This window comes from Myxococcus sp. AM009, from assembly GCF_013372605.1.
Classification (GTDB): domain Bacteria; phylum Myxococcota; class Myxococcia; order Myxococcales; family Myxococcaceae; genus Myxococcus; species Myxococcus vastator.
Window position 1 is genome coordinate 21,589 of sequence record NZ_JABXEP010000079.1, and the last position, 15,950, is coordinate 37,538.

The following is a 15,950-nucleotide window of genomic DNA, read 5'->3' on the forward strand; positions in this document are numbered from 1 at the left end:
CACCACTCCGGCCGTGTCAGGTACCGGGTGGGATGGGAGGACCCGGCACGGGGCCCACCGCTGTCATTCGGACCGGAAGACGTCCCAGCCCCCTCCCCTCGCGCCGCTGACTGCCGTACCCGCGGCCGCGTGGGGAGGCCCTGAGTGAACCCTACTACGCCTTCGGCTGCGCGGGAGCCGGCGCCTGCTTCGGCGGCCAGTTCTCCAGCTTCATGCCCAGCGACAGCCCCATCTCCGCGAGGATCTCCTTGATCTCCTTCAGAGACTTGCGGCCGAAGTTCTTCGTCTTGAGCATCTCGGCCTCGGTGCGCTGCACGAGGTCGCCGATGGACTTGATGTTCGCCTGCTGCAGGCAGTTCGCCGAGCGGACCGACAGCTCGAGCTCATCCACCGAACGGAACAGGTTCTCGTTCAGCTTCGCCTCTTCCTTCGGCGCCTCGGCGACGACGGGCTCCTCCGTCTCGTCGAAGTTCACGAAGACGGTGAGCTGCTCCTTGATGATCTTCGCCGCGTACGCCACCGCGTCCTGCGGCGACACGGAGCCGTCCGTCCAGACCTCGAGCGCCAGCTTGTCGAAGTCGGTGACCTGGCCGACGCGCGCGTTGGTGACCTGGTAGTTCACCTTGCGGATGGGCGAGAACAGCGAGTCGATGGGGATGGTGCCGATGGGCGCACCCGCCACCTTGTTCACGTTGGCCGGCGTGTAGCCACGGCCGCGGCGGCACGTCAGCTCCATGCGGAGCTTGCCGCCCTCGGAGATGGTGCAGATGTGGTGCCCCGGGTTGAGGATCTCCGTGTCCGGGTCGGTGATGATGTCACCGGCCTTGACCTCCTTGGGGCCCTCCGCTTCGATGCGGAGCGTCTTCGTCTCGTTCGTGTGCATCCGAAGGAGGACTTCCTTCAGGTTCAGCACGACGTCCGTGACGTCCTCGGACACCTCGGGGATGGTGGTGAACTCGTGGTCCACGCCTTCAATCTTCACGGAGGTGATGGCGGCGCCCTGCAGCGACGACAGCAGCACCCGGCGGAGCGAGTTGCCCAGCGTCGTCCCGAAACCGCGCTCGAGCGGCTCCGCGACGAACTTGCCGTAGGTGGGGGTCGCACTGTCCTGATCCACCTCCATGCGACGGGGCTTGATCAGGTCACGCCAGTTCTTCGCAACAAACGTATCAGCCATGGTGTACCGCTCCTCAAGTCGTGCCGCACCACCGACTTACCCACCGACCTGGCGGGAGGATGCGCACGCGGGGACTGCGACTGCTTAAAAGCAAGACGCCCCGGCCTTTTCGGCCAGGGCGTCCACTGCGACATCCAGCGTGCCTACTTCGAGTAGAGCTCGACGATGAGCTGCTCGGAGATGGGCATCGTCAGGTCCTCACGGTTCGGAACCGTGGTGACCGTGCCCTTGAACGCCTTCTTGTCCAGGGAGATCCACTGCGGAACGCCACGGCGGTCCACCGTCTCCAGCGCCTCGGAGATGCGGAGCACCTTGCGGCTCTTCTCCACCACCTCCACCGCGGTACCCGGCTTCACGGCGAACGAGGGAATGTTCACCTTGCGGCCGTTCACCTGGAAGTGGCCGTGACGCACCAGCTGGCGCGCCTCGTTGCGCGTGTCCGCGAAGCCCATGCGGAACACCACGTTGTCCAGACGGAGCTCCAGTTGCTGCAGGAGGTTCTCACCCGTCTTGCCCTTGGCGGCGGACGCGCGGTGGTAGTAGCCGCGGAACTGGTTCTCCAGCAGGCCGTACATGCGCTTGACCTTCTGCTTCTCGCGCAGCTGCACGCCGTAGCCGGAGAACTTCACGCGGCCCTGGCCGTGCTGACCCGGGGGATAGGGGCGACGCTCAATGGCGCACTTGTCCGTGTAGCAACGGTCGCCCTTGAGGTACATCTTCAGGTTTTCGCGCCGGCAGATGCGGCAGACGCTGGCAGTGTAACGAGCCATTGAGGGGTCCTTAGAGGTGATCTGGAGCCGCCCACACACCAGGGCGTGAGGGCAGCCCTGACGAAGGGGTTAGACGCGGCGACGCTTGGGCTGACGGCACCCGTTGTGCGGGATGGGCGTCACGTCGCGGATGAGGTTGATCTTCAGACCGGCGGCGGCCAGCGCGCGCAGCGCCGACTCGCGGCCCGCGCCCGGGCCCTTCACGAACACGGACACGTTCTTCAGGCCGTGCTCCATCGCCTTCGCCGCGGCGTCGCCAGCGGCCACCTGCGCCGCGAACGGGGTGGACTTGCGGCTTCCCTTGAAGCCACGCGCCCCGGCGGACGACCAGGAGATCACGTTCCCGGACACGTCCGTGATCGTGATGATGGTGTTGTTGAACGTGGACTGGATGTGGACCACGCCGTTCAGGATGCTCTTCTTGCCCTTGCGCTTCGACTTCTTCGCGGCAGGGGCCTCGCCCTCGGTGCCCGTGGGCGCCGCAGCCGAAGTATTGATCTCGTCAGCCATGTGGATTGCTGCTCCTGGGAGGAGGTGATCGACGCCGGCACCTCATGGGACCGGCGCTGCGTTTAGCGGCCCGCCGCCGGCTTCGCCCGGACGATGCCCCGCTTCGGACCCTTGCGGGTACGCGCGTTGGTGTGGGTCCGCTGGCCACGAACCGGCAGGCCCTTGCGGTGACGAAGACCCCGGTAGCAACCCAGGTCCATCAGCCGCTTGATGTTCATGGTGACTTCACGCCGGAGGTCGCCCTCCACCTTGTAGCTGGCCTCGATGATCTCGCGGATCTTACGGGCCTGCTCCTCGGTGAGGTCCTTGGTCCGGGTCGTGGGATCGATGCCCGCCGCGGCAATGATGTCTTGCGCGGACTTGTTGCCGATCCCGTAGATGTACTGGAGCGAGATCACCGCGCGCTTGTTGGGCGGCAGATCGATGCCGGCGATACGAGCCATCTTCGGTCTTCCTTCTTAAGTGGAGTTGGTCTGAAGCCAACGGCCGGTTGGCCGTTAGCCCTGGCGCTGCTTGTGCCGGGGGTTGGAGGCGCAAATGATGCGCACGATTCCCTTACGGCGAACAACCTTGCACTTGTCGCAAATCTTCTTGACGGACGCCCGAACCTTCATTGGAGCGAACTTCCTTCCTCAGCAAAAGAAAAGCCCAGCGAGCGGCCCACCATTCCCAGGCGGGAACACCCTACTACTTCGCCCGGTACGTGATCCGACCGCGCGTCAGGTCGTATGGAGACAGCTCGACCTTCACTTTGTCACCCGGGAGGATGCGGATGAAGTGCATCCTCATCTTGCCCGAGATGTGCGCGAGCACCTTGTGGCCGTTGTCCAGCACCACGCGGAACATCGCGTTCGGGAGGGGCTCCATCACGGTCCCCTCAACTTCGATGGAATCATCCTTCGGCAAGCGTCAGACTCTCTTCCCCGGACCACGAACCTCTTGGAAGCGCGGCGGGATAGCACTTTGGTCCGCAAGTGGCAAGCGTCGCGCGACTGCAAAACTTGGATTCCTACCAACCCTACATAACGGCGGTCTATTTCACCCGCAGTCACGGAAAAATCAACTCTTCCTGTCAGCCCCGTCAAGGGTCATCCCTGGGTCGAGTCCCCTGGCTGCCGACTGCGGTGTGAACTTGCGCCCGAGCCTCACGGGAGTCCAGGTCTCCCCAGGTCGGAGCTCCCCGTGCCCGGGAGGAGCAAGCTCCACCCCTGGAACGGCAAGCCGGTGAGAGGGCCCCCACCAGGCCCTCCCCTGAACGCCAGGCGGATCAGGACTTGCCCGCCGCGGCCCTGATCTCCTCGTAGATTCCCTCGGGCGTTCCCACGCCGTCCACGCTCTTGAGCAGGCCCTTCTTCTCATAGAAGGCCTTCAGCGGCGCCGTCTCCGAATCATACTTCTGGAGCCGCTTTTCGATGACCTCGGGCATGTCATCCGGGCGCTGGACGAGCCCGGTGTTGCACTTGTCACAGTACCCCGCCCGCTTCGGGGGGCTCTGGTAGACGTGGTAGACGCTGCCGTCCGCCGGGCAGACCCGCCGTCCGGAGCCCCGCTCCACCAGCTTCGCGTGCGGCACCTCGAGCGAGATGACGGCGCTCAGCTGCTTGCCCAGGCGGCTCAGCATCTTGTCCAGCGCGTCCGCCTGTCCCGGCGTGCGTGGGAAGCCATCCAGGACGAAGCCCTTGGCCACGTCCGCCTCCTTGAGGCGCTCTTCGACGATACCAATCACGACGTCGTCCGGGACGTACTGTCCGGCCGCCATCAGCGGGCCGGCCACCTTGCCCAGCTCCGTGCCCTCCGCGACTGCCTTGCGGAGGATGTCCCCGGTGGAGATCTGGGGGATTTGGAAGTCGGCGAACAGTCGCTTCGCCTGCGTCCCCTTCCCCGCGTTCGGCGGCCCCAACAGGATCAGGTTCATGTGTCCTCTCAGCTCCGAAGGAAGGCACGGAAGTCGTAGGACTCAAACCTCCGAGCGCGCTCCGTGTGCACCAGCGAATATCCTTGAACAACACCTAGCCTGGGAACGACGAGGCGCCCCTCCCCGCGACGGGGAGAGGCGCCCGGAACGCCCGCGCGGAGGCTCAGGCCGCCACGCGCACCCGGCCCCGGATGCGCGGGCCGCGAGGGCCGGCGAAGCCCTCGTAGTTACGACTGATGAGGTGCCCCTCAATCTGCTGCACCGTATCCAGCGCCACACCCACGACAATCAGCAGCGCCGTACCGCCGAAGGTGAACCGCACCCCCAGCAGGCCGCTGATGACCGACGGAATCACGCAGACGACCGACAGATAGATGGCGCCACCAAACGTGAGCCGGTTGAGCACGCGCTCGATGAACTCCGCCGTCTGGCGGCCCGGACGGATGCCCGGGATGTAGCCACCCTGCTTCTTGATGTTGTCCGCCACGTCGTCCGGCCGGAACGTCAGCGCCGTGTAGAAGTAGGCGAAGAAGATGACCATCACGACGAACAACCCGTTGTAGATCCACAGGTTGCCTTCGATGGCGCGCTGGAAGCCCTGCAGGAACGGGAACCAGGTCCCCAGCGTGGCCGGGAACGACAGCACGGCGCCCGCGAAGATGGGCGGAATCACGCCCGAGGTGTTCACCTTCATCGGGAAGTAGGTCGCCTGGCCGGCGAACATCCGGCGTCCCGCCATCCGCTTGGCGTACTGGATGGGGATGCGCCGCATGCCGCGCTCCACATAGACGACCGCGGCGATGATGACGAGCATGAAGAAGACCAGCGCGACCACCTCGGCCACCGAGATGACGTCCTGACGGGTCAGGTCCATCAACTGCTTCGCGCCCGGGAGCAGACCCGCCACGATACCGGCGAAGATGATGAGCGAGATACCGTTGCCGATGCCGCGCTCGGTGATGCGCTCACCCAGCCACATGATGAAGGCCGTGCCAGCCGTGAGGCTGACCACCGTCATGAAGGTGAACCAGACGCTGTCGTCGGGGACGACCACCTGGTTGAAGCCGCTCTGGCCACCGTCGGAGCGGCCCAGCGACGCCAGCCACCGCGAGATGCCAATGCCCTGCACGATGGACAGCGCGATCGTGCCGTAGCGGGTGTACTGGTTGATCTTCTGCCGGCCGCCGGCGCCCTCCTTCTGCAGCCGCTCCAGGCTGGGTACCACGACGGCGAGCAGTTGCATGATGATGGAGGCGCTGACGTACGGCATGATGCCCAATCCGAAGATGGACATCTGCTCCAGCGCGCCGCCGGAGAAGAGGTTGAACAGCGAGACGAGGCCGCCCGACTGCTTCTGGGCGTCCATGAACGCGTTCATCGCCGAACGGTCCACGCCTGGCGTGTTGATGAAGATGCCGATGCGATAGACGGCGAGCAGCGCGAGCGTATACGCGAGCCGACTGCGCAGCTCAGCGATACGGAAGACGTTGGCGAAGGCGTTCAGAGCCACGGGGTAGCCATCCTCTTCGAGAGGGTTCTGCCAGGACGACAAAACGCCCCTGTTCCACGAGCGGGAAAGGGGCGCAGAAGCCTACACAAGCGAAACTGCGCGCACCACTAGCAAGTGATGCGCGCCAGACACGCTCAGGCCTTGGGCTGCCGGGGAGCCTTGACGCCCTTGCCAGCGTGCGCCTTGGCCGCGGACTCCGGCTTGTGGGCCACCAGCGGAATTTCTTCCACCGCACCGCCCGCCTTCTGGATGGCAGCCTTCGCCGCCTCAGAAGCCTTGTGCACGACCACGGTGACCTTCTTGGTCAGCTCGCCGCGGGCCAGCAGCTTCACGCCGTGGTAGCGGCCCTTGACCAGACCGACCTTGCGCAGCGTCTCCACGTCCGCCGTGGCGCCGGCATCGAAGTGCTGCTCGAGGTCCGACAGGTTGACGACCGCATAGACGGTCCGGTTCGGCGGCGTGAAGCCAAACTTCGGCAGGCGCCGCTGCAGGGGGCTCTGGCCGCCCTCGAAGCCTTCGAACCGCATGTTGCCGCTGCGGGCCTTCTGGCCCTTACCACCGCGGCCGGCCGTCTTGCCAAGACCACTACCCTGGCCGCGGCCCACGCGCTTCTTGCGGTGCCACGAGCGCGCCGGACGCTGCAGTTTGTTCAGAGTGCTCATCGTCTCGATCCTCTCGTGACTCAGGCCTTGTGCTGCTTGGCCTGATACGCGATCGCCCGCTCCCGCAGGGCAATCTTGGCGGGCTTACGGCGCTTGGGCGCCGGTGCCTCGTCGGAAACGGTTTCCAGGGTGACCAGGTGCTTCACCTTGAACGCCATCCCGCGAATCGCAGGCGTGTCCTTGAGGAGCCGCTCGTCACCGAACTTCTTCAGGCCCAGCCCACGGATGGTGTCCAGCATCTCTCTGGACGACCCCGAAAAGCTCTTCACCAGCTTTACCTTGAGCGCCATGGGCTAGCCCCTCTGCTCCCCGGCGAGCTTCGCCGGCTCGACGTCCTTGCCACGGAGACGCGAAACCTGCTCCGCGCTGCGCAGCAGCTTCAGGCCCGCGACAGTGGCCTTCAGCACGTTGTGCGGGTTCCGTGAACCCTGGCTCTTGGTCAGGATGTTCCGGATGCCCGCCGCCTCCAGCACCGCGCGAACCGCGCCGCCGGCGATGACGCCCGTACCCTGGCTGGCCGGCTTCAGCAGCACCCAGCCAGCGCCGAAGTGCCCGAGCACCTCGTGCGGAATGGTGTGACCCACGAGCGGGACGCGGAACAGGTTCTTCTTCGCGTTCTCACCACCCTTGCGGATGGCCTCGGGGACTTCGTTGGCCTTACCCAGGCCGACGCCCACGTGTCCGGCGCCGTCCCCCACCACCACCAGGGCGGCGAACGAGAAACGGCGGCCGCCCTTCACGACCTTGGCCACGCGGTTGATATTCACCACGCGGTCGGTGAGGTCCAGATCGTTCGGATTGATCGGAGTTGCCACTTGGGGGATTCCTTTCGAATTCTTAGAACTTCAGCCCGGCCTCGCGCGCGGCGTCGGCCACGGCGGCGATGCGCCCGTGATAAGGGAAGCCGTTGCGGTCGAACACCACCGCTTCGACGTTGGCGGCCTTGCACTTCTGCGCAATCAGGGAACCAACACGCTTCGCGTCCGCCTTCTTGTCGCCCTCGTCCTGACCCTTCAGGTCCTTGGACAGCGACGAAGCAAACGCAAGCGTCTTGCCCGTGGTGTCGTCCACCACCTGCGCGTAGATGTGCTTGAGGCTCTTGTAGACGGTGAGCCGCGGCCGCTCTGTCGTGCCCGACAGCTTCTTGCGGATGCGGTTCTTCCTCTTGAGACGGGCTTCGATCTTCGTAGGCATGGCTGCTTCCTTTTCCGTCCGGAGGCGATGCGGCCTTCCGCCGCCGGATGATGCCACCAGGTCCAGCGGACCCGGTGGAGTTTGGAACACTCAGGAAAGACGGGACGACTAGGTCGTACCGGTCTTGCCCTCCTTGCGGCGGATGCGCTCCTCGGAGTACTTGATGCCCTTGCCCTTGTAGGGCTCCGGCGGACGCAGCGAGCGGATGTTCACCGCCGTCGCGCCCAGCACTTCCTTGTCCGAAGAACGGAGCGTCAGGCCCACGGTGGGCAGGCTGTCCTCGTTGCGCGGCGCCTTGTCGACTTCAGCGGTCACGCCCTCGGGCAGGTTGAAGACCACCGGGTGCGAGTAGCCCAGCGCGAAGTGAATGGCCTTGCCCTTCACCTCGGCGCGGAAGCCAACGCCGCGGATGTCCAGCTTCTTCTCGAAGCCCGTGCTCACACCCTTCGCCGCGTTCGCGAGGATGGTCCGGGTCAGGCCGTGCAGACTGCGCGCCTCACGCGAGTCATCCTCGCGCTGCACGGTCATCTCGCCGTCCTTGATCTCGACCTTGACCTTGCCAGGCAGCTTCACGGACAGCTTGCCCTTGGGGCCCTCGAAGTTCACCTGCTCGCCGGCGATGACGGCCTTCGTCTTGTCGCCGAGCTTGATCGCCAGTTTTCCAATCCGACTCATGGTTGCCTCGGTCCTGTGTGCCTGGGGCGCGCTCCCTCACGGGGCGCCGCACCCGGGCGGCTGGCTAGTAGACGGTGCAGAGCAGCTCGCCGCCGACCTTCTGCTTGCGGGCCTCGGAATCCACCATGATGCCACGCGAGGTGGAGAGGATGGAGATACCCAGACCACCCAGCACCTGCGGAATCTCACGCACGGCGGCGTAGCGGCGCAGGCCCGGCTTCGACACGCGACGGATACCGGTGATGGCAGGCGCGCGGTCCGGACCGTACTTCAGCTGCACGGAGATCTCCGGGAACACCGTGCGCTTGTTCTGCACCGTCTGCTCGTGCACCACGAACTCGCCGATGTAGCCCTCGTCCTTGAGGACCTTGATGATCTCGAGCTTGAGCTTCGAGTGGGGGATGACGACCTTGTCGTGACGCGCGCGCGAAGCGTTGCGCAGGCGGGTCAGCATGTCGCCGACGGGATCATTGACCGGCATGGAGTACCTTCCAAACCGAGGCCTCGTACCGAGCGCCTCGCGTTCGCGGCCACCGCGCCTGCCGGGCCCATCCCGGGGGTTCGCGTTGACCGCCACTACGAACTTCCTGCTTCGATGTGCCTGGCCGGCCGGTGAGGCCCGCCAGGCACCCTGCCCTTCCGACTACCAGGACGACTTGGTAACGCCGGTGATCTCGCCGCGGAGGGCGCGATTGCGGAGGCAGATACGGCACATCTTGAACTTGCGCAGGAACGCGCGCGGCCGGCCACACAGCGGGCAGCGGTTGTACTGGCGCACCGAGAACTTCGGCTTGCGCTTTGCCTGGGCGATCTTGGAGAGCTTGGCCATGTTTCGTCGGGTCCTTGGCTCGAGGGCTTACTGACGGAACGGCATGCCGAAGTGACGCATCAGCGCCAGCCCCTGCTCGTCGTTGGCCGCAGTGGTGACGAAGCTGATGTTGAGCCCCTTCACCTTCTCGATCTGGTCGTAGTTGATCTCAGGGAAGATGATCTGCTCGCGCACGCCGAGCGTGTAGTTGCCCTTCCCGTCGAACGCCTTGGGGGACACGCCCTTGAAGTCACGCACGCGCGGCAGCGCCACGGTGATGAGGCGGTCCATGAATTCGTACATGCGGTCGCCGCGCAGCGTGACGGCGGCACCGATGGCCTGCCCCTGACGCAGCTTGAAGTTCGCGATGGACTTCCGGGCGCGCGTGACGATCGGCTTCTGGCCGGTGATCGCCGCGAGCTGGTCCACCGCCGACTCCAGGATCTTGTTGTTGGCGAGCGCCTCGCCCAGACCCATGTTGACGACGATCTTCTCCAGCCGGGGAACCTGCATCGGGTTCTTCAGGCTCAGCTCCTTCAGGAGGGACGGAACACCTTCCTTGAAGAAACGCACCTTCAGACGGGCCGGCTTGGACTCCAGGCCTTCCTCGATATTGGCGGCGAAGCCAACCTTCTTGGCCTCTTCCTTCTTGCCCCGCTTCGCCTTCTTTTCCTTCTGCTCGGCCTTCTTCTCGTCAGCCATCGTCCTGTCCTCTGCTTCGGGGCGCCGTCGTGGACCCAGCACGCCCGATCAGTCCTTCGTTTGGAACCTGGAAACACCGCGAGGGCCCCTGTTGCTCCACGGGCCCTCCATGCCTGCACACCCGCCCTTCGCCACCACGGGGGTGGGCAAAGGGCGCGCATACATGCACCAACGCGGACACCTAGTCAATCAGGGCGTCGCAGTTCTTACAGAACCGCTTCTTCTTACCCTCTTCACCTTCAGTACGGATGCCCACCCGGGTCGGCTTGTCGCACTTGACGCAAACCACCTGCACGTTCGCCAGCGCGATCGTGCCCGGCTTCTCGACGATGCCGCCTTCAGGGCTCTGGGGCGTCTTCTTCATGTGACGCTTGACCAGGCGCAGGCCCTCGACCGTCACGCGCTCAGCCTCGCGATCGATCTTCAGCACCTTGCCGCGCTTGGTCGCCGGGTTCTTCTCGGAGGCCTCGGCCCCGGCCATGACCTGGACCGTGTCTCCCACCTTCAGCTTCTGCATGGCTTCCTCTCTCTGGCTGCTCGCCGTCCGGCCTGCTGTCCTCTCAGAGGACTTCGGGCGCCAGCGAGATGATCTTCATGAACTTGCGGGCGCGGAGCTCACGGGCCACCGGCCCGAAGATACGCGTACCAATGGGCTCCATGTCCTTGTTGATGAGGACCGCGGAGTTGCCATCGAACTTGATGTAGCTGCCGTCCGGACGACCCACCTCGCGCCTGGTGCGAACGATGACGGCCTTGGCCACGTCACCCTTCTTCACCTTCGAGTTGGGCAGCGCCTCGCGCACCGAGACGACAATCACGTCGCCGATGGACGCATACTTGCGCTTCGAGCCGCCGAGCACCTTGATGCAGAACACCTTCTTCGCGCCCGAGTTGTCCGCCACGTCGAGCACGCTCGTCATCTGAATCATCTGGAAATCTCCTGTCGCCGGTGACCATCCCGCGCCGCCTCACGGCCGCGCGGAAGGGACATGCGTGCTAGACGTTCTTGCTCTTCTCCAGCACCTCGACCACGCGCCAACGCTTGTCCTTCGAAGCGGGCTTGGTCTCGGCGATCCGGACCCGATCACCCTCGTTGATGGTGATCTTCTTGGGGTAGTCGTGGTCCTCCACGTGCGCCTTGTACTTCTCGCGCAGGCTCATGATCTTCCCGTACTTCGGGTGCGGAGCCCGGCGCTGGACGGTGACGACCACCGTCTTCTGCATCTTGTTGGAGGTGACAATCCCCACGCGCGTCTTGGGACGGCCACGGGTGGAGGTCTCGGCAGCCTGCGTCTCGGTCGCTTCAGCCATCTTCTCTCTCACTGTCTCTCATGCACCCGGGCATTGGTGCCCGGATGGCCGCACGCGCTCCTCTATCAGCTGAGCGCGCTTGGAGTCGTGGGTGTTCAGCCCTGGGCCTTCGTCTTCTGGGTCAGCACGGTCAGGATCCGCGCCAGGTCGCGCCGGTGCTGGGTGCGCTCAGCCGGGTTGTCCAGCGAACCGGTCCGCCGCTTCAGCTGGTCCTGGAACAGCGTCGCACGCAGTTCGGCCGCGCGCTGCTTCAGGTCGTCCGCTGACAGTTCCTTCAATTCCTTCGCAGTCGCCATTTCACTCTCCATGCGAGAGGGAGCCGTCCAACGGACCGGCCCCCGCCGCTCGGTGCCTAGAGGCTCAGGTCCGCGCGGGTCACGATCTTCGTGAGCACCGGCAGCTTCGCCTGCGCCAGCTTCAGCGCCCCAGTGGCCACTTCCGGCGTCATCCCCTCCATCTCGTAGAGGATGCGGCCGGGCTTCACCACCGCGACGTAGTACTCCACGCCACCCTTACCGGTACCCATTCGGGTCTCAGCGGGCTTCTTGGTGATGGGCTTGTCCGGGAAGATACGGATCCAGATCTTGCCGCCACGCTTCACGTGACGCGTCATCGCGATACGAGCCGCCTCGATCTGCCGAGAGGTGATCCACCCCGGCTGGAGGCTCATCAGGCCGTACTCACCGTAGGTCATGTCGCTACCCCGGTGGGCACTGCCAGGCATGCGGCCCTTGTGCATCTTGCGGTACTTCGTACGAGCAGGCTGAAGCATCGTCGCTGTCCTTCGCCGCCCTGCCCCGGGCGCCCCTTGGGGGAGCGCCCGGCGCGGGTGGGCTGGTTACCGGTTGGAGGGCATGGGGGCCTGGCCACCCTTGCCCGGGAGGACCTCGCCCTTGCAGACCCAGACCTTGCAGCCGATCTTGCCGTAGGTCGTCTTCGCCTCGGCGAAACCGTAGTCAATGTCCGCGCGCAGGGTGTGCAGGGGCACGCGGCCCTCGCGGTACCACTCGTAGCGCGCCATCTCCGCGCCACCGAGGCGGCCCGAGCAGGCCACGCGGATGCCCTTGGCGCCGAACTTCATCGCCGTCTGCAGCGCCTTCTTCATGGCGCGGCGGAAGGCAATGCGGCGCTCGAGCTGCGTGGCGATGTTCTCCGCCACCAGCTGCGCGTCAGTCTCCGCCTTGCGGACCTCGACGATGTTGAGGAAGACCTCGTTCTTCGTGAACTGCTGGAGGTCCTTCTTCACCGTCTCGATGCCCGCACCACGCTTGCCGATGACGATGCCCGGCCGCGCGGTGTGCACGTTGACCTTGACCTTGTTGGCCGCGCGCTCGATCTCCACCTTCGACACGCCCGCGTGATTCAGCGACTTCTTCACGAACTCGCGGATGCGGATGTCCTCGTGGAGCCACTGCGCGTAGTTCTTGTGCTCGAACCACTTGGAGTCCCAGGTCTTGATGACACCAAGCCGGAACCCGATCGGATGAACTTTCTGTCCCAACGTGATTCTCCTTGAAGCGTCCGGGCAGGGCCCGACGGGTCCTGTCCTACTTCTTCGCCTCGGCGAGCACCACGTGGACGTGGGCCGTCTTCTTCTTGATGGGGGTGGCCCGGCCCATGGCGCGCGGCATGAACCGGCGCTGGGTGGGACCCTGGTCCACGGAGATGGTCTTCACGTAGAGCGTGTCCACGTCGACCTGGCCCTTGGACTTGTCAGTCGCGTTGGCCACGGCGCTCTTGATGAGCATCTCCACCGGCTTGGCCGCGGCGCGCTTGGTGAACTTCAGGATGTTGAGGGCCGCCTCGACAGGCTTGCCCCGGATGAGCTCCGCAACGGTAGAAATCTTGCGGGGGCTCATGCGCAGAAAACGCAGATGTGCAGTCGACTCCATGGTCTTCTCCTCAGGCTCTCAGGCAATGCGCCAGGCTACTTGCCCGGGGCCTTGGCGACCTTCTTCTCCGCCGAGTGACCGCCGAACGTACGCGTCGGGGCGAACTCGCCGAGCTTGTGGCCAACCATGTTCTCCGTGACGAACACCGGGATGAACTTCTTCCCGTTGTGCACCGCGAAGGTGTGGCCCACGAACTCCGGAAGAATCGTGGAGCGGCGGGACCACGTCTTTACGACCGACTTCTTGTTCGTCGTGATCATGTCCTCGATTTTCTTCACGAGGAAGTCGTCTACGAACGGACCCTTCTTGATCGAACGAGCCATGGAATCCTCTTACTGGCTGCGCGCGCCCTGGCGGCGGCCGGAGACGATGAACTTGTCAGTGCGCTTGTTGGTGCGCGTGGTGAGTCCCTTGGTCTTCTTGCCCCACGGGGACACAGGGTGCGGGTTACCCTGACCGGACTTGCCTTCACCACCGCCGTGCGGGTGGTCGACCGGGTTCATCGCCAGACCGCGGACGGTGGGACGGATGCCCAGCCAGCGGCTCTTACCCGCCTTGCCGATACGGATGATTTCGTGCTCGATGTTGCCCACCTGGCCCACGGTGGCGCGGCACTCGATGAGGACCTTGCGGACGGTGCCGGAGGGCATACGCACCTGCGCGTAACGTTCCTCCTTCGCCATCAGCTGTCCGGACGTGCCGGCGGAGCGGATGACCTGGGCGCCACGGCCCGGCTTCAGCTCCACGTTGTGGATGACCGTACCCACCGGGATGTTCTGCAGCGGCAGGCTGTTGCCAGGCCGGATGTCCGAGCCCTCGCCAGCGAACAGCGTGTCACCCACGCTCAGGCCCACCGGAGCGAGGATGTACCGCTTGTCGCCGTCCGCGTAGTGCAGCAGCGCGATGTTGGCGGTGCGGTTCGGGTCGTACTCGACGGCCACGACCTTCGCGGGGACGCCATCCTTGTCCCGGCGCTTGAAGTCGATGACACGGTAGCGGCGCTTGTGGCCGCCGCCCTGGTGCCGGCGGGTGATGTGCCCGTGAACGTTGCGACCACCGGAGCGCTTGAGCGGCTCGGTGAGGCTCTTCTCGGGCGAGTCCTTGGTGATGTCCGCGAAGTCGGACACCGTCATCAGACGGCGGGCGGCGCTAGTCGGCTTGTACTTCTTGATGCCCATGGTGTGTTCCTCAGGCTGGCTCGACGCCGTGGCGTCAGGCCGCCCCTCCCTCGAAGAGTTCGATCGAGTCGCCCTGCTTCAGCGTCACAACCGCCTTCTTGAAGTTGGGCCGCTTGCCGATGCTACGACCCACCCGCTTGATCTTCCCGCGGACGATGTTGGTGTTCACGCCCTCGACGGTGACCTTGAAGAGCGTCTCCACCGCGCGGGCCACGTCGTGCTTCGTCGCCTTGCGGTCGACGATGAACGAGTACTGGCGGAACTTCTCGCGGGCCTTGTCCAGCTTCTCCGTGATGAGCGGGCCCTTGATGACGTCGTTCAGATTCATGACAGCGCCCCCTCGAGGGTCTTCGCGGCCGCGGACGTGAGCACGAGGTGCGAGTGCCGGAGAACGGCCTCGAGGTTCAGGCCCTCGGGCGGCAGCACGTCGAACTTCGCCAGGTTGCGCACGCTGCGGTGCAGGTTGGTGTTGCCCTTGTCGTCAATCACCAGGGCGTTCTGGAGCTTCAGACGCTTGGTGAGGACCTCGAAGGCCTGCTTGCTCTTCGGAGCATCCAGGGAGAAGCCGTCCAGGATGATGAGCGTCTTCTCCTGGGCCCGCAGGGACAACGCGGACTTCAGGGCGCCGCGGCGCACCTTGCGGGGCGGGCGGTAGAAGTAGTCGCGCGCCTTGGGAGCCATCGCCTTACCGCCGCCCACCCAGTGGGAAGCGCGAATGGAGCCCTGACGAGCGCGGCCGGTGCCCTTCTGCTTCCAGGGCTTCTTGCCGCCGCCGCTGACCAGCGAGGTGTTCTTCACCCCGACCGTGCCGCGGCGCCGGTTGATCTGCTGCATCTTCGCCACCTCGTAGAACAGGTGGGCGTTCGGCTCGGTGCCGAAGACATCGTCGGAGAGCTCAATCTCCGACACCTTCTTCAAATCCAGGTCGACTACGTCAAACTTCGCCATGGCACTTTCCTCGCGGGGGTCGGAGTGAAACCACTCGAACGCCCACCCGCTTCCTAGGACTTGATCTCGACGTCAACGCCAGCCGACAGATCCAGCTTCATCAGCGCATCCAGCGTCTGCTGCGTGGGCTCGAGGATATCGAGCAGGCGCTTGTGCGTGCGGATCTCGAACTGCTCACGGCTCTTCTTGTCCACGTGCGGAGACCGCAGCACCGTGAACTTGTTGATGCGCGTGGGAAGGGGGATCGGACCGGCCACCTTCGCGCCCGTGCGCTTGGCCGTCTCGACGATCTCACCCGCACTCTGGTCCAGGAGCTTCGAGTCGTACGCCTTCAGCCGGATGCGGATCTTCTGTGTCGCCATTCGCAAGAACCTCTTTGGACGAACTCTGCCTCTGCCGCGGGAGGGCGTTACGACCGACATCCCCTGGATTTCACAGAGCCGTTTCTTCAGAACGAAGGGGCGCGGTGTCTACCATCCCGCCCCAGGGTGTGCAACTGGATTCCCATCGGCTCCCTGAAAATTCCCCATCTGGGGACCCAGGGAGCCGTTGGGGGTCTCGGCTACTCGACGACTTCCGCCACGACGCCGGCGCCCACCGTGCGGCCACCCTCGCGAACCGCGAAGCGCAGCTCCTTCTCCATGGCCACCGGGGTGATGAGCTCCACCTCGATGGCGATGTTGTCGCCCGGCATCACC

At 65.0% G+C, this 15,950-nt stretch carries 28 protein-coding genes and 1 pseudogene; all 29 read right to left on the reverse strand.

The genetic code is table 11. The features are described from left to right. Positions 1–154: 154 nt before the first annotated feature. On the reverse strand, positions 155–1,177 hold the full coding sequence (locus HV824_RS20260; RefSeq protein WP_163779837.1) for a DNA-directed RNA polymerase subunit alpha: 1,023 nt from the start codon (positions 1,175–1,177) through the stop codon (positions 155–157). 143 nt (positions 1,178–1,320) lie between these two features. After that, entirely contained in the window at positions 1,321–1,947 is a 627-nt protein-coding gene (gene rpsD / locus HV824_RS20265; RefSeq protein ID WP_013939890.1) for a 30S ribosomal protein S4, read from the reverse strand. A gap of 69 nt (positions 1,948–2,016) precedes the next feature. Then, the gene (gene rpsK / locus HV824_RS20270; protein WP_140791196.1) at positions 2,017–2,457 is read right to left on the reverse strand and encodes a 30S ribosomal protein S11; all 441 of its coding nucleotides are present in this window, start codon (positions 2,455–2,457) and stop codon (positions 2,017–2,019) included. A gap of 62 nt (positions 2,458–2,519) precedes the next feature. Further along, positions 2,520–2,900: a 30S ribosomal protein S13 gene (gene rpsM / locus HV824_RS20275; RefSeq protein WP_013939888.1), complete on the reverse strand. Its 381-nt coding sequence runs from the start codon at positions 2,898–2,900 to the stop codon at positions 2,520–2,522. 54 nt (positions 2,901–2,954) lie between these two features. Further along, positions 2,955–3,071: a 50S ribosomal protein L36 gene (gene rpmJ / locus HV824_RS20280; RefSeq protein ID WP_043321360.1), complete on the reverse strand. Its 117-nt coding sequence runs from the start codon at positions 3,069–3,071 to the stop codon at positions 2,955–2,957. A 73-nt stretch (positions 3,072–3,144) separates the two neighbouring features. Beyond that, positions 3,145–3,363: a translation initiation factor IF-1 gene (gene infA / locus HV824_RS20285; RefSeq protein WP_002614803.1), complete on the reverse strand. Its 219-nt coding sequence runs from the start codon at positions 3,361–3,363 to the stop codon at positions 3,145–3,147. Positions 3,364–3,724: 361 nt separating this feature from the next. After that, positions 3,725–4,372 (reverse strand): adenylate kinase, encoded by a 648-nt coding sequence (locus tag HV824_RS20290; RefSeq protein ID WP_176424018.1) that lies wholly within the window; start codon positions 4,370–4,372, stop codon positions 3,725–3,727. Positions 4,373–4,535: 163 nt separating this feature from the next. After that, positions 4,536–5,882 (reverse strand): preprotein translocase subunit SecY, encoded by a 1,347-nt coding sequence (gene secY / locus HV824_RS20295; RefSeq protein ID WP_176419437.1) that lies wholly within the window; start codon positions 5,880–5,882, stop codon positions 4,536–4,538. Between the two features lie 134 nt (positions 5,883–6,016). Next, positions 6,017–6,544, reverse strand: coding sequence for a 50S ribosomal protein L15 (gene rplO / locus HV824_RS20300; RefSeq protein WP_140791189.1), 528 nt, complete (start codon positions 6,542–6,544; stop codon positions 6,017–6,019). Between the two features lie 20 nt (positions 6,545–6,564). Beyond that, positions 6,565–6,834: a 50S ribosomal protein L30 gene (rpmD, locus tag HV824_RS20305; protein ID WP_176419436.1), complete on the reverse strand. Its 270-nt coding sequence runs from the start codon at positions 6,832–6,834 to the stop codon at positions 6,565–6,567. A 3-nt stretch (positions 6,835–6,837) separates the two neighbouring features. Next, on the reverse strand, positions 6,838–7,359 hold the full coding sequence (gene rpsE, locus HV824_RS20310) for a 30S ribosomal protein S5 (RefSeq protein ID WP_140791186.1): 522 nt from the start codon (positions 7,357–7,359) through the stop codon (positions 6,838–6,840). Positions 7,360–7,381: 22 nt separating this feature from the next. Next, a complete protein-coding gene (gene rplR, locus HV824_RS20315; protein ID WP_002633592.1) occupies positions 7,382–7,738 on the reverse strand; it encodes a 50S ribosomal protein L18 in 357 nt (118 codons plus the stop codon). A gap of 108 nt (positions 7,739–7,846) precedes the next feature. Beyond that, positions 7,847–8,413: a 50S ribosomal protein L6 gene (rplF, locus tag HV824_RS20320; protein ID WP_176419435.1), complete on the reverse strand. Its 567-nt coding sequence runs from the start codon at positions 8,411–8,413 to the stop codon at positions 7,847–7,849. A gap of 64 nt (positions 8,414–8,477) precedes the next feature. Further along, positions 8,478–8,894: a 30S ribosomal protein S8 gene (gene rpsH, locus HV824_RS20325; RefSeq protein WP_140791182.1), complete on the reverse strand. Its 417-nt coding sequence runs from the start codon at positions 8,892–8,894 to the stop codon at positions 8,478–8,480. Between the two features lie 162 nt (positions 8,895–9,056). Then, a complete protein-coding gene (locus HV824_RS20330; protein WP_002633595.1) occupies positions 9,057–9,242 on the reverse strand; it encodes a type Z 30S ribosomal protein S14 in 186 nt (61 codons plus the stop codon). A 27-nt stretch (positions 9,243–9,269) separates the two neighbouring features. Next, positions 9,270–9,923 carry a 50S ribosomal protein L5 gene (gene rplE / locus HV824_RS20335; protein ID WP_140791180.1) on the reverse strand — a complete coding sequence of 218 codons (654 nt, stop codon included), beginning with the start codon at positions 9,921–9,923 and terminating at the stop codon, positions 9,270–9,272. Between the two features lie 181 nt (positions 9,924–10,104). Then, positions 10,105–10,440 carry a 50S ribosomal protein L24 gene (rplX, locus tag HV824_RS20340; protein ID WP_002633597.1) on the reverse strand — a complete coding sequence of 112 codons (336 nt, stop codon included), beginning with the start codon at positions 10,438–10,440 and terminating at the stop codon, positions 10,105–10,107. A gap of 43 nt (positions 10,441–10,483) precedes the next feature. Further along, positions 10,484–10,852 (reverse strand): 50S ribosomal protein L14, encoded by a 369-nt coding sequence (gene rplN / locus HV824_RS20345; protein ID WP_163779830.1) that lies wholly within the window; start codon positions 10,850–10,852, stop codon positions 10,484–10,486. A 67-nt stretch (positions 10,853–10,919) separates the two neighbouring features. Next, a complete protein-coding gene (rpsQ, locus tag HV824_RS20350; RefSeq protein ID WP_176410557.1) occupies positions 10,920–11,246 on the reverse strand; it encodes a 30S ribosomal protein S17 in 327 nt (108 codons plus the stop codon). Positions 11,247–11,329: 83 nt separating this feature from the next. Further along, positions 11,330–11,542 (reverse strand): 50S ribosomal protein L29, encoded by a 213-nt coding sequence (gene rpmC, locus HV824_RS20355; RefSeq protein WP_176419434.1) that lies wholly within the window; start codon positions 11,540–11,542, stop codon positions 11,330–11,332. 44 nt (positions 11,543–11,586) lie between these two features. Next, on the reverse strand, positions 11,587–12,006 hold the full coding sequence (gene rplP / locus HV824_RS20360) for a 50S ribosomal protein L16 (RefSeq protein WP_163779823.1): 420 nt from the start codon (positions 12,004–12,006) through the stop codon (positions 11,587–11,589). Between the two features lie 66 nt (positions 12,007–12,072). Then, positions 12,073–12,735, reverse strand: coding sequence for a 30S ribosomal protein S3 (rpsC, locus tag HV824_RS20365; RefSeq protein ID WP_002633602.1), 663 nt, complete (start codon positions 12,733–12,735; stop codon positions 12,073–12,075). A gap of 46 nt (positions 12,736–12,781) precedes the next feature. After that, on the reverse strand, positions 12,782–13,126 hold the full coding sequence (gene rplV, locus HV824_RS20370) for a 50S ribosomal protein L22 (RefSeq protein ID WP_163779821.1): 345 nt from the start codon (positions 13,124–13,126) through the stop codon (positions 12,782–12,784). A gap of 35 nt (positions 13,127–13,161) precedes the next feature. Then, complete coding sequence (rpsS, locus tag HV824_RS20375) at positions 13,162–13,449, reverse strand: 30S ribosomal protein S19 (protein ID WP_163779819.1); 288 nt, start codon at positions 13,447–13,449, stop codon at positions 13,162–13,164. A gap of 9 nt (positions 13,450–13,458) precedes the next feature. Continuing rightward, positions 13,459–14,304, reverse strand: a complete 846-nt coding sequence (gene rplB / locus HV824_RS20380; protein WP_176419433.1) for a 50S ribosomal protein L2 — start codon at positions 14,302–14,304, stop codon at positions 13,459–13,461. Positions 14,305–14,338: 34 nt separating this feature from the next. After that, positions 14,339–14,632 (reverse strand): 50S ribosomal protein L23, encoded by a 294-nt coding sequence (locus HV824_RS20385; RefSeq protein ID WP_002633606.1) that lies wholly within the window; start codon positions 14,630–14,632, stop codon positions 14,339–14,341. Further along, positions 14,629–15,252, reverse strand: a complete 624-nt coding sequence (gene rplD, locus HV824_RS20390) for a 50S ribosomal protein L4 (RefSeq protein ID WP_002633607.1) — start codon at positions 15,250–15,252, stop codon at positions 14,629–14,631. The genes HV824_RS20385 and rplD overlap by 4 nt, the downstream gene beginning before the upstream one ends. A gap of 53 nt (positions 15,253–15,305) precedes the next feature. Next, positions 15,306–15,614 carry a 30S ribosomal protein S10 gene (gene rpsJ / locus HV824_RS20395; RefSeq protein WP_002633608.1) on the reverse strand — a complete coding sequence of 103 codons (309 nt, stop codon included), beginning with the start codon at positions 15,612–15,614 and terminating at the stop codon, positions 15,306–15,308. Positions 15,615–15,814: 200 nt separating this feature from the next. After that, positions 15,815–15,950: pseudogene (gene tuf / locus HV824_RS20400) on the reverse strand (elongation factor Tu); the annotation flags it as partial.

Excerpts from the sequence above, each read along its gene's own strand:
- HV824_RS20260 (WP_163779837.1), bottom strand. The coding sequence starts at position 1,177 with ATGGCTGATACGTTTGTTGCGAAGAACTGGCGTGACCTGATCAAGCCC.
- rpsD (WP_013939890.1), bottom strand. The coding sequence starts at position 1,947 with ATGGCTCGTTACACTGCCAGCGTCTGCCGCATCTGCCGGCGCGAAAAC.
- rpsK (WP_140791196.1), bottom strand. The coding sequence starts at position 2,457 with ATGGCTGACGAGATCAATACTTCGGCTGCGGCGCCCACGGGCACCGAG.
- rpsM (WP_013939888.1), bottom strand. The coding sequence starts at position 2,900 with ATGGCTCGTATCGCCGGCATCGATCTGCCGCCCAACAAGCGCGCGGTG.
- rpmJ (WP_043321360.1), bottom strand. The coding sequence starts at position 3,071 with ATGAAGGTTCGGGCGTCCGTCAAGAAGATTTGCGACAAGTGCAAGGTT.
- HV824_RS20290 (WP_176424018.1), bottom strand. The coding sequence starts at position 4,372 with ATGAACCTGATCCTGTTGGGGCCGCCGAACGCGGGGAAGGGGACGCAG.
- rplO (WP_140791189.1), bottom strand. The coding sequence starts at position 6,544 with ATGAGCACTCTGAACAAACTGCAGCGTCCGGCGCGCTCGTGGCACCGC.
- rpmD (WP_176419436.1), bottom strand. The coding sequence starts at position 6,834 with ATGGCGCTCAAGGTAAAGCTGGTGAAGAGCTTTTCGGGGTCGTCCAGA.
- rplR (WP_002633592.1), bottom strand. The coding sequence starts at position 7,738 with ATGCCTACGAAGATCGAAGCCCGTCTCAAGAGGAAGAACCGCATCCGC.
- rplF (WP_176419435.1), bottom strand. The coding sequence starts at position 8,413 with ATGAGTCGGATTGGAAAACTGGCGATCAAGCTCGGCGACAAGACGAAG.
- rpsH (WP_140791182.1), bottom strand. The coding sequence starts at position 8,894 with ATGCCGGTCAATGATCCCGTCGGCGACATGCTGACCCGCCTGCGCAAC.
- HV824_RS20330 (WP_002633595.1), bottom strand. The coding sequence starts at position 9,242 with ATGGCCAAGCTCTCCAAGATCGCCCAGGCAAAGCGCAAGCCGAAGTTC.
- rplE (WP_140791180.1), bottom strand. The coding sequence starts at position 9,923 with ATGGCTGACGAGAAGAAGGCCGAGCAGAAGGAAAAGAAGGCGAAGCGG.
- rplX (WP_002633597.1), bottom strand. The coding sequence starts at position 10,440 with ATGCAGAAGCTGAAGGTGGGAGACACGGTCCAGGTCATGGCCGGGGCC.
- rplN (WP_163779830.1), bottom strand. The coding sequence starts at position 10,852 with ATGATTCAGATGACGAGCGTGCTCGACGTGGCGGACAACTCGGGCGCG.
- rpmC (WP_176419434.1), bottom strand. The coding sequence starts at position 11,542 with ATGGAGAGTGAAATGGCGACTGCGAAGGAATTGAAGGAACTGTCAGCG.
- rplP (WP_163779823.1), bottom strand. The coding sequence starts at position 12,006 with ATGCTTCAGCCTGCTCGTACGAAGTACCGCAAGATGCACAAGGGCCGC.
- rplV (WP_163779821.1), bottom strand. The coding sequence starts at position 13,126 with ATGGAGTCGACTGCACATCTGCGTTTTCTGCGCATGAGCCCCCGCAAG.
- rpsS (WP_163779819.1), bottom strand. The coding sequence starts at position 13,449 with ATGGCTCGTTCGATCAAGAAGGGTCCGTTCGTAGACGACTTCCTCGTG.
- rplB (WP_176419433.1), bottom strand. The coding sequence starts at position 14,304 with ATGGGCATCAAGAAGTACAAGCCGACTAGCGCCGCCCGCCGTCTGATG.
- HV824_RS20385 (WP_002633606.1), bottom strand. The coding sequence starts at position 14,632 with ATGAATCTGAACGACGTCATCAAGGGCCCGCTCATCACGGAGAAGCTG.
- rplD (WP_002633607.1), bottom strand. The coding sequence starts at position 15,252 with ATGGCGAAGTTTGACGTAGTCGACCTGGATTTGAAGAAGGTGTCGGAG.
- rpsJ (WP_002633608.1), bottom strand. The coding sequence starts at position 15,614 with ATGGCGACACAGAAGATCCGCATCCGGCTGAAGGCGTACGACTCGAAG.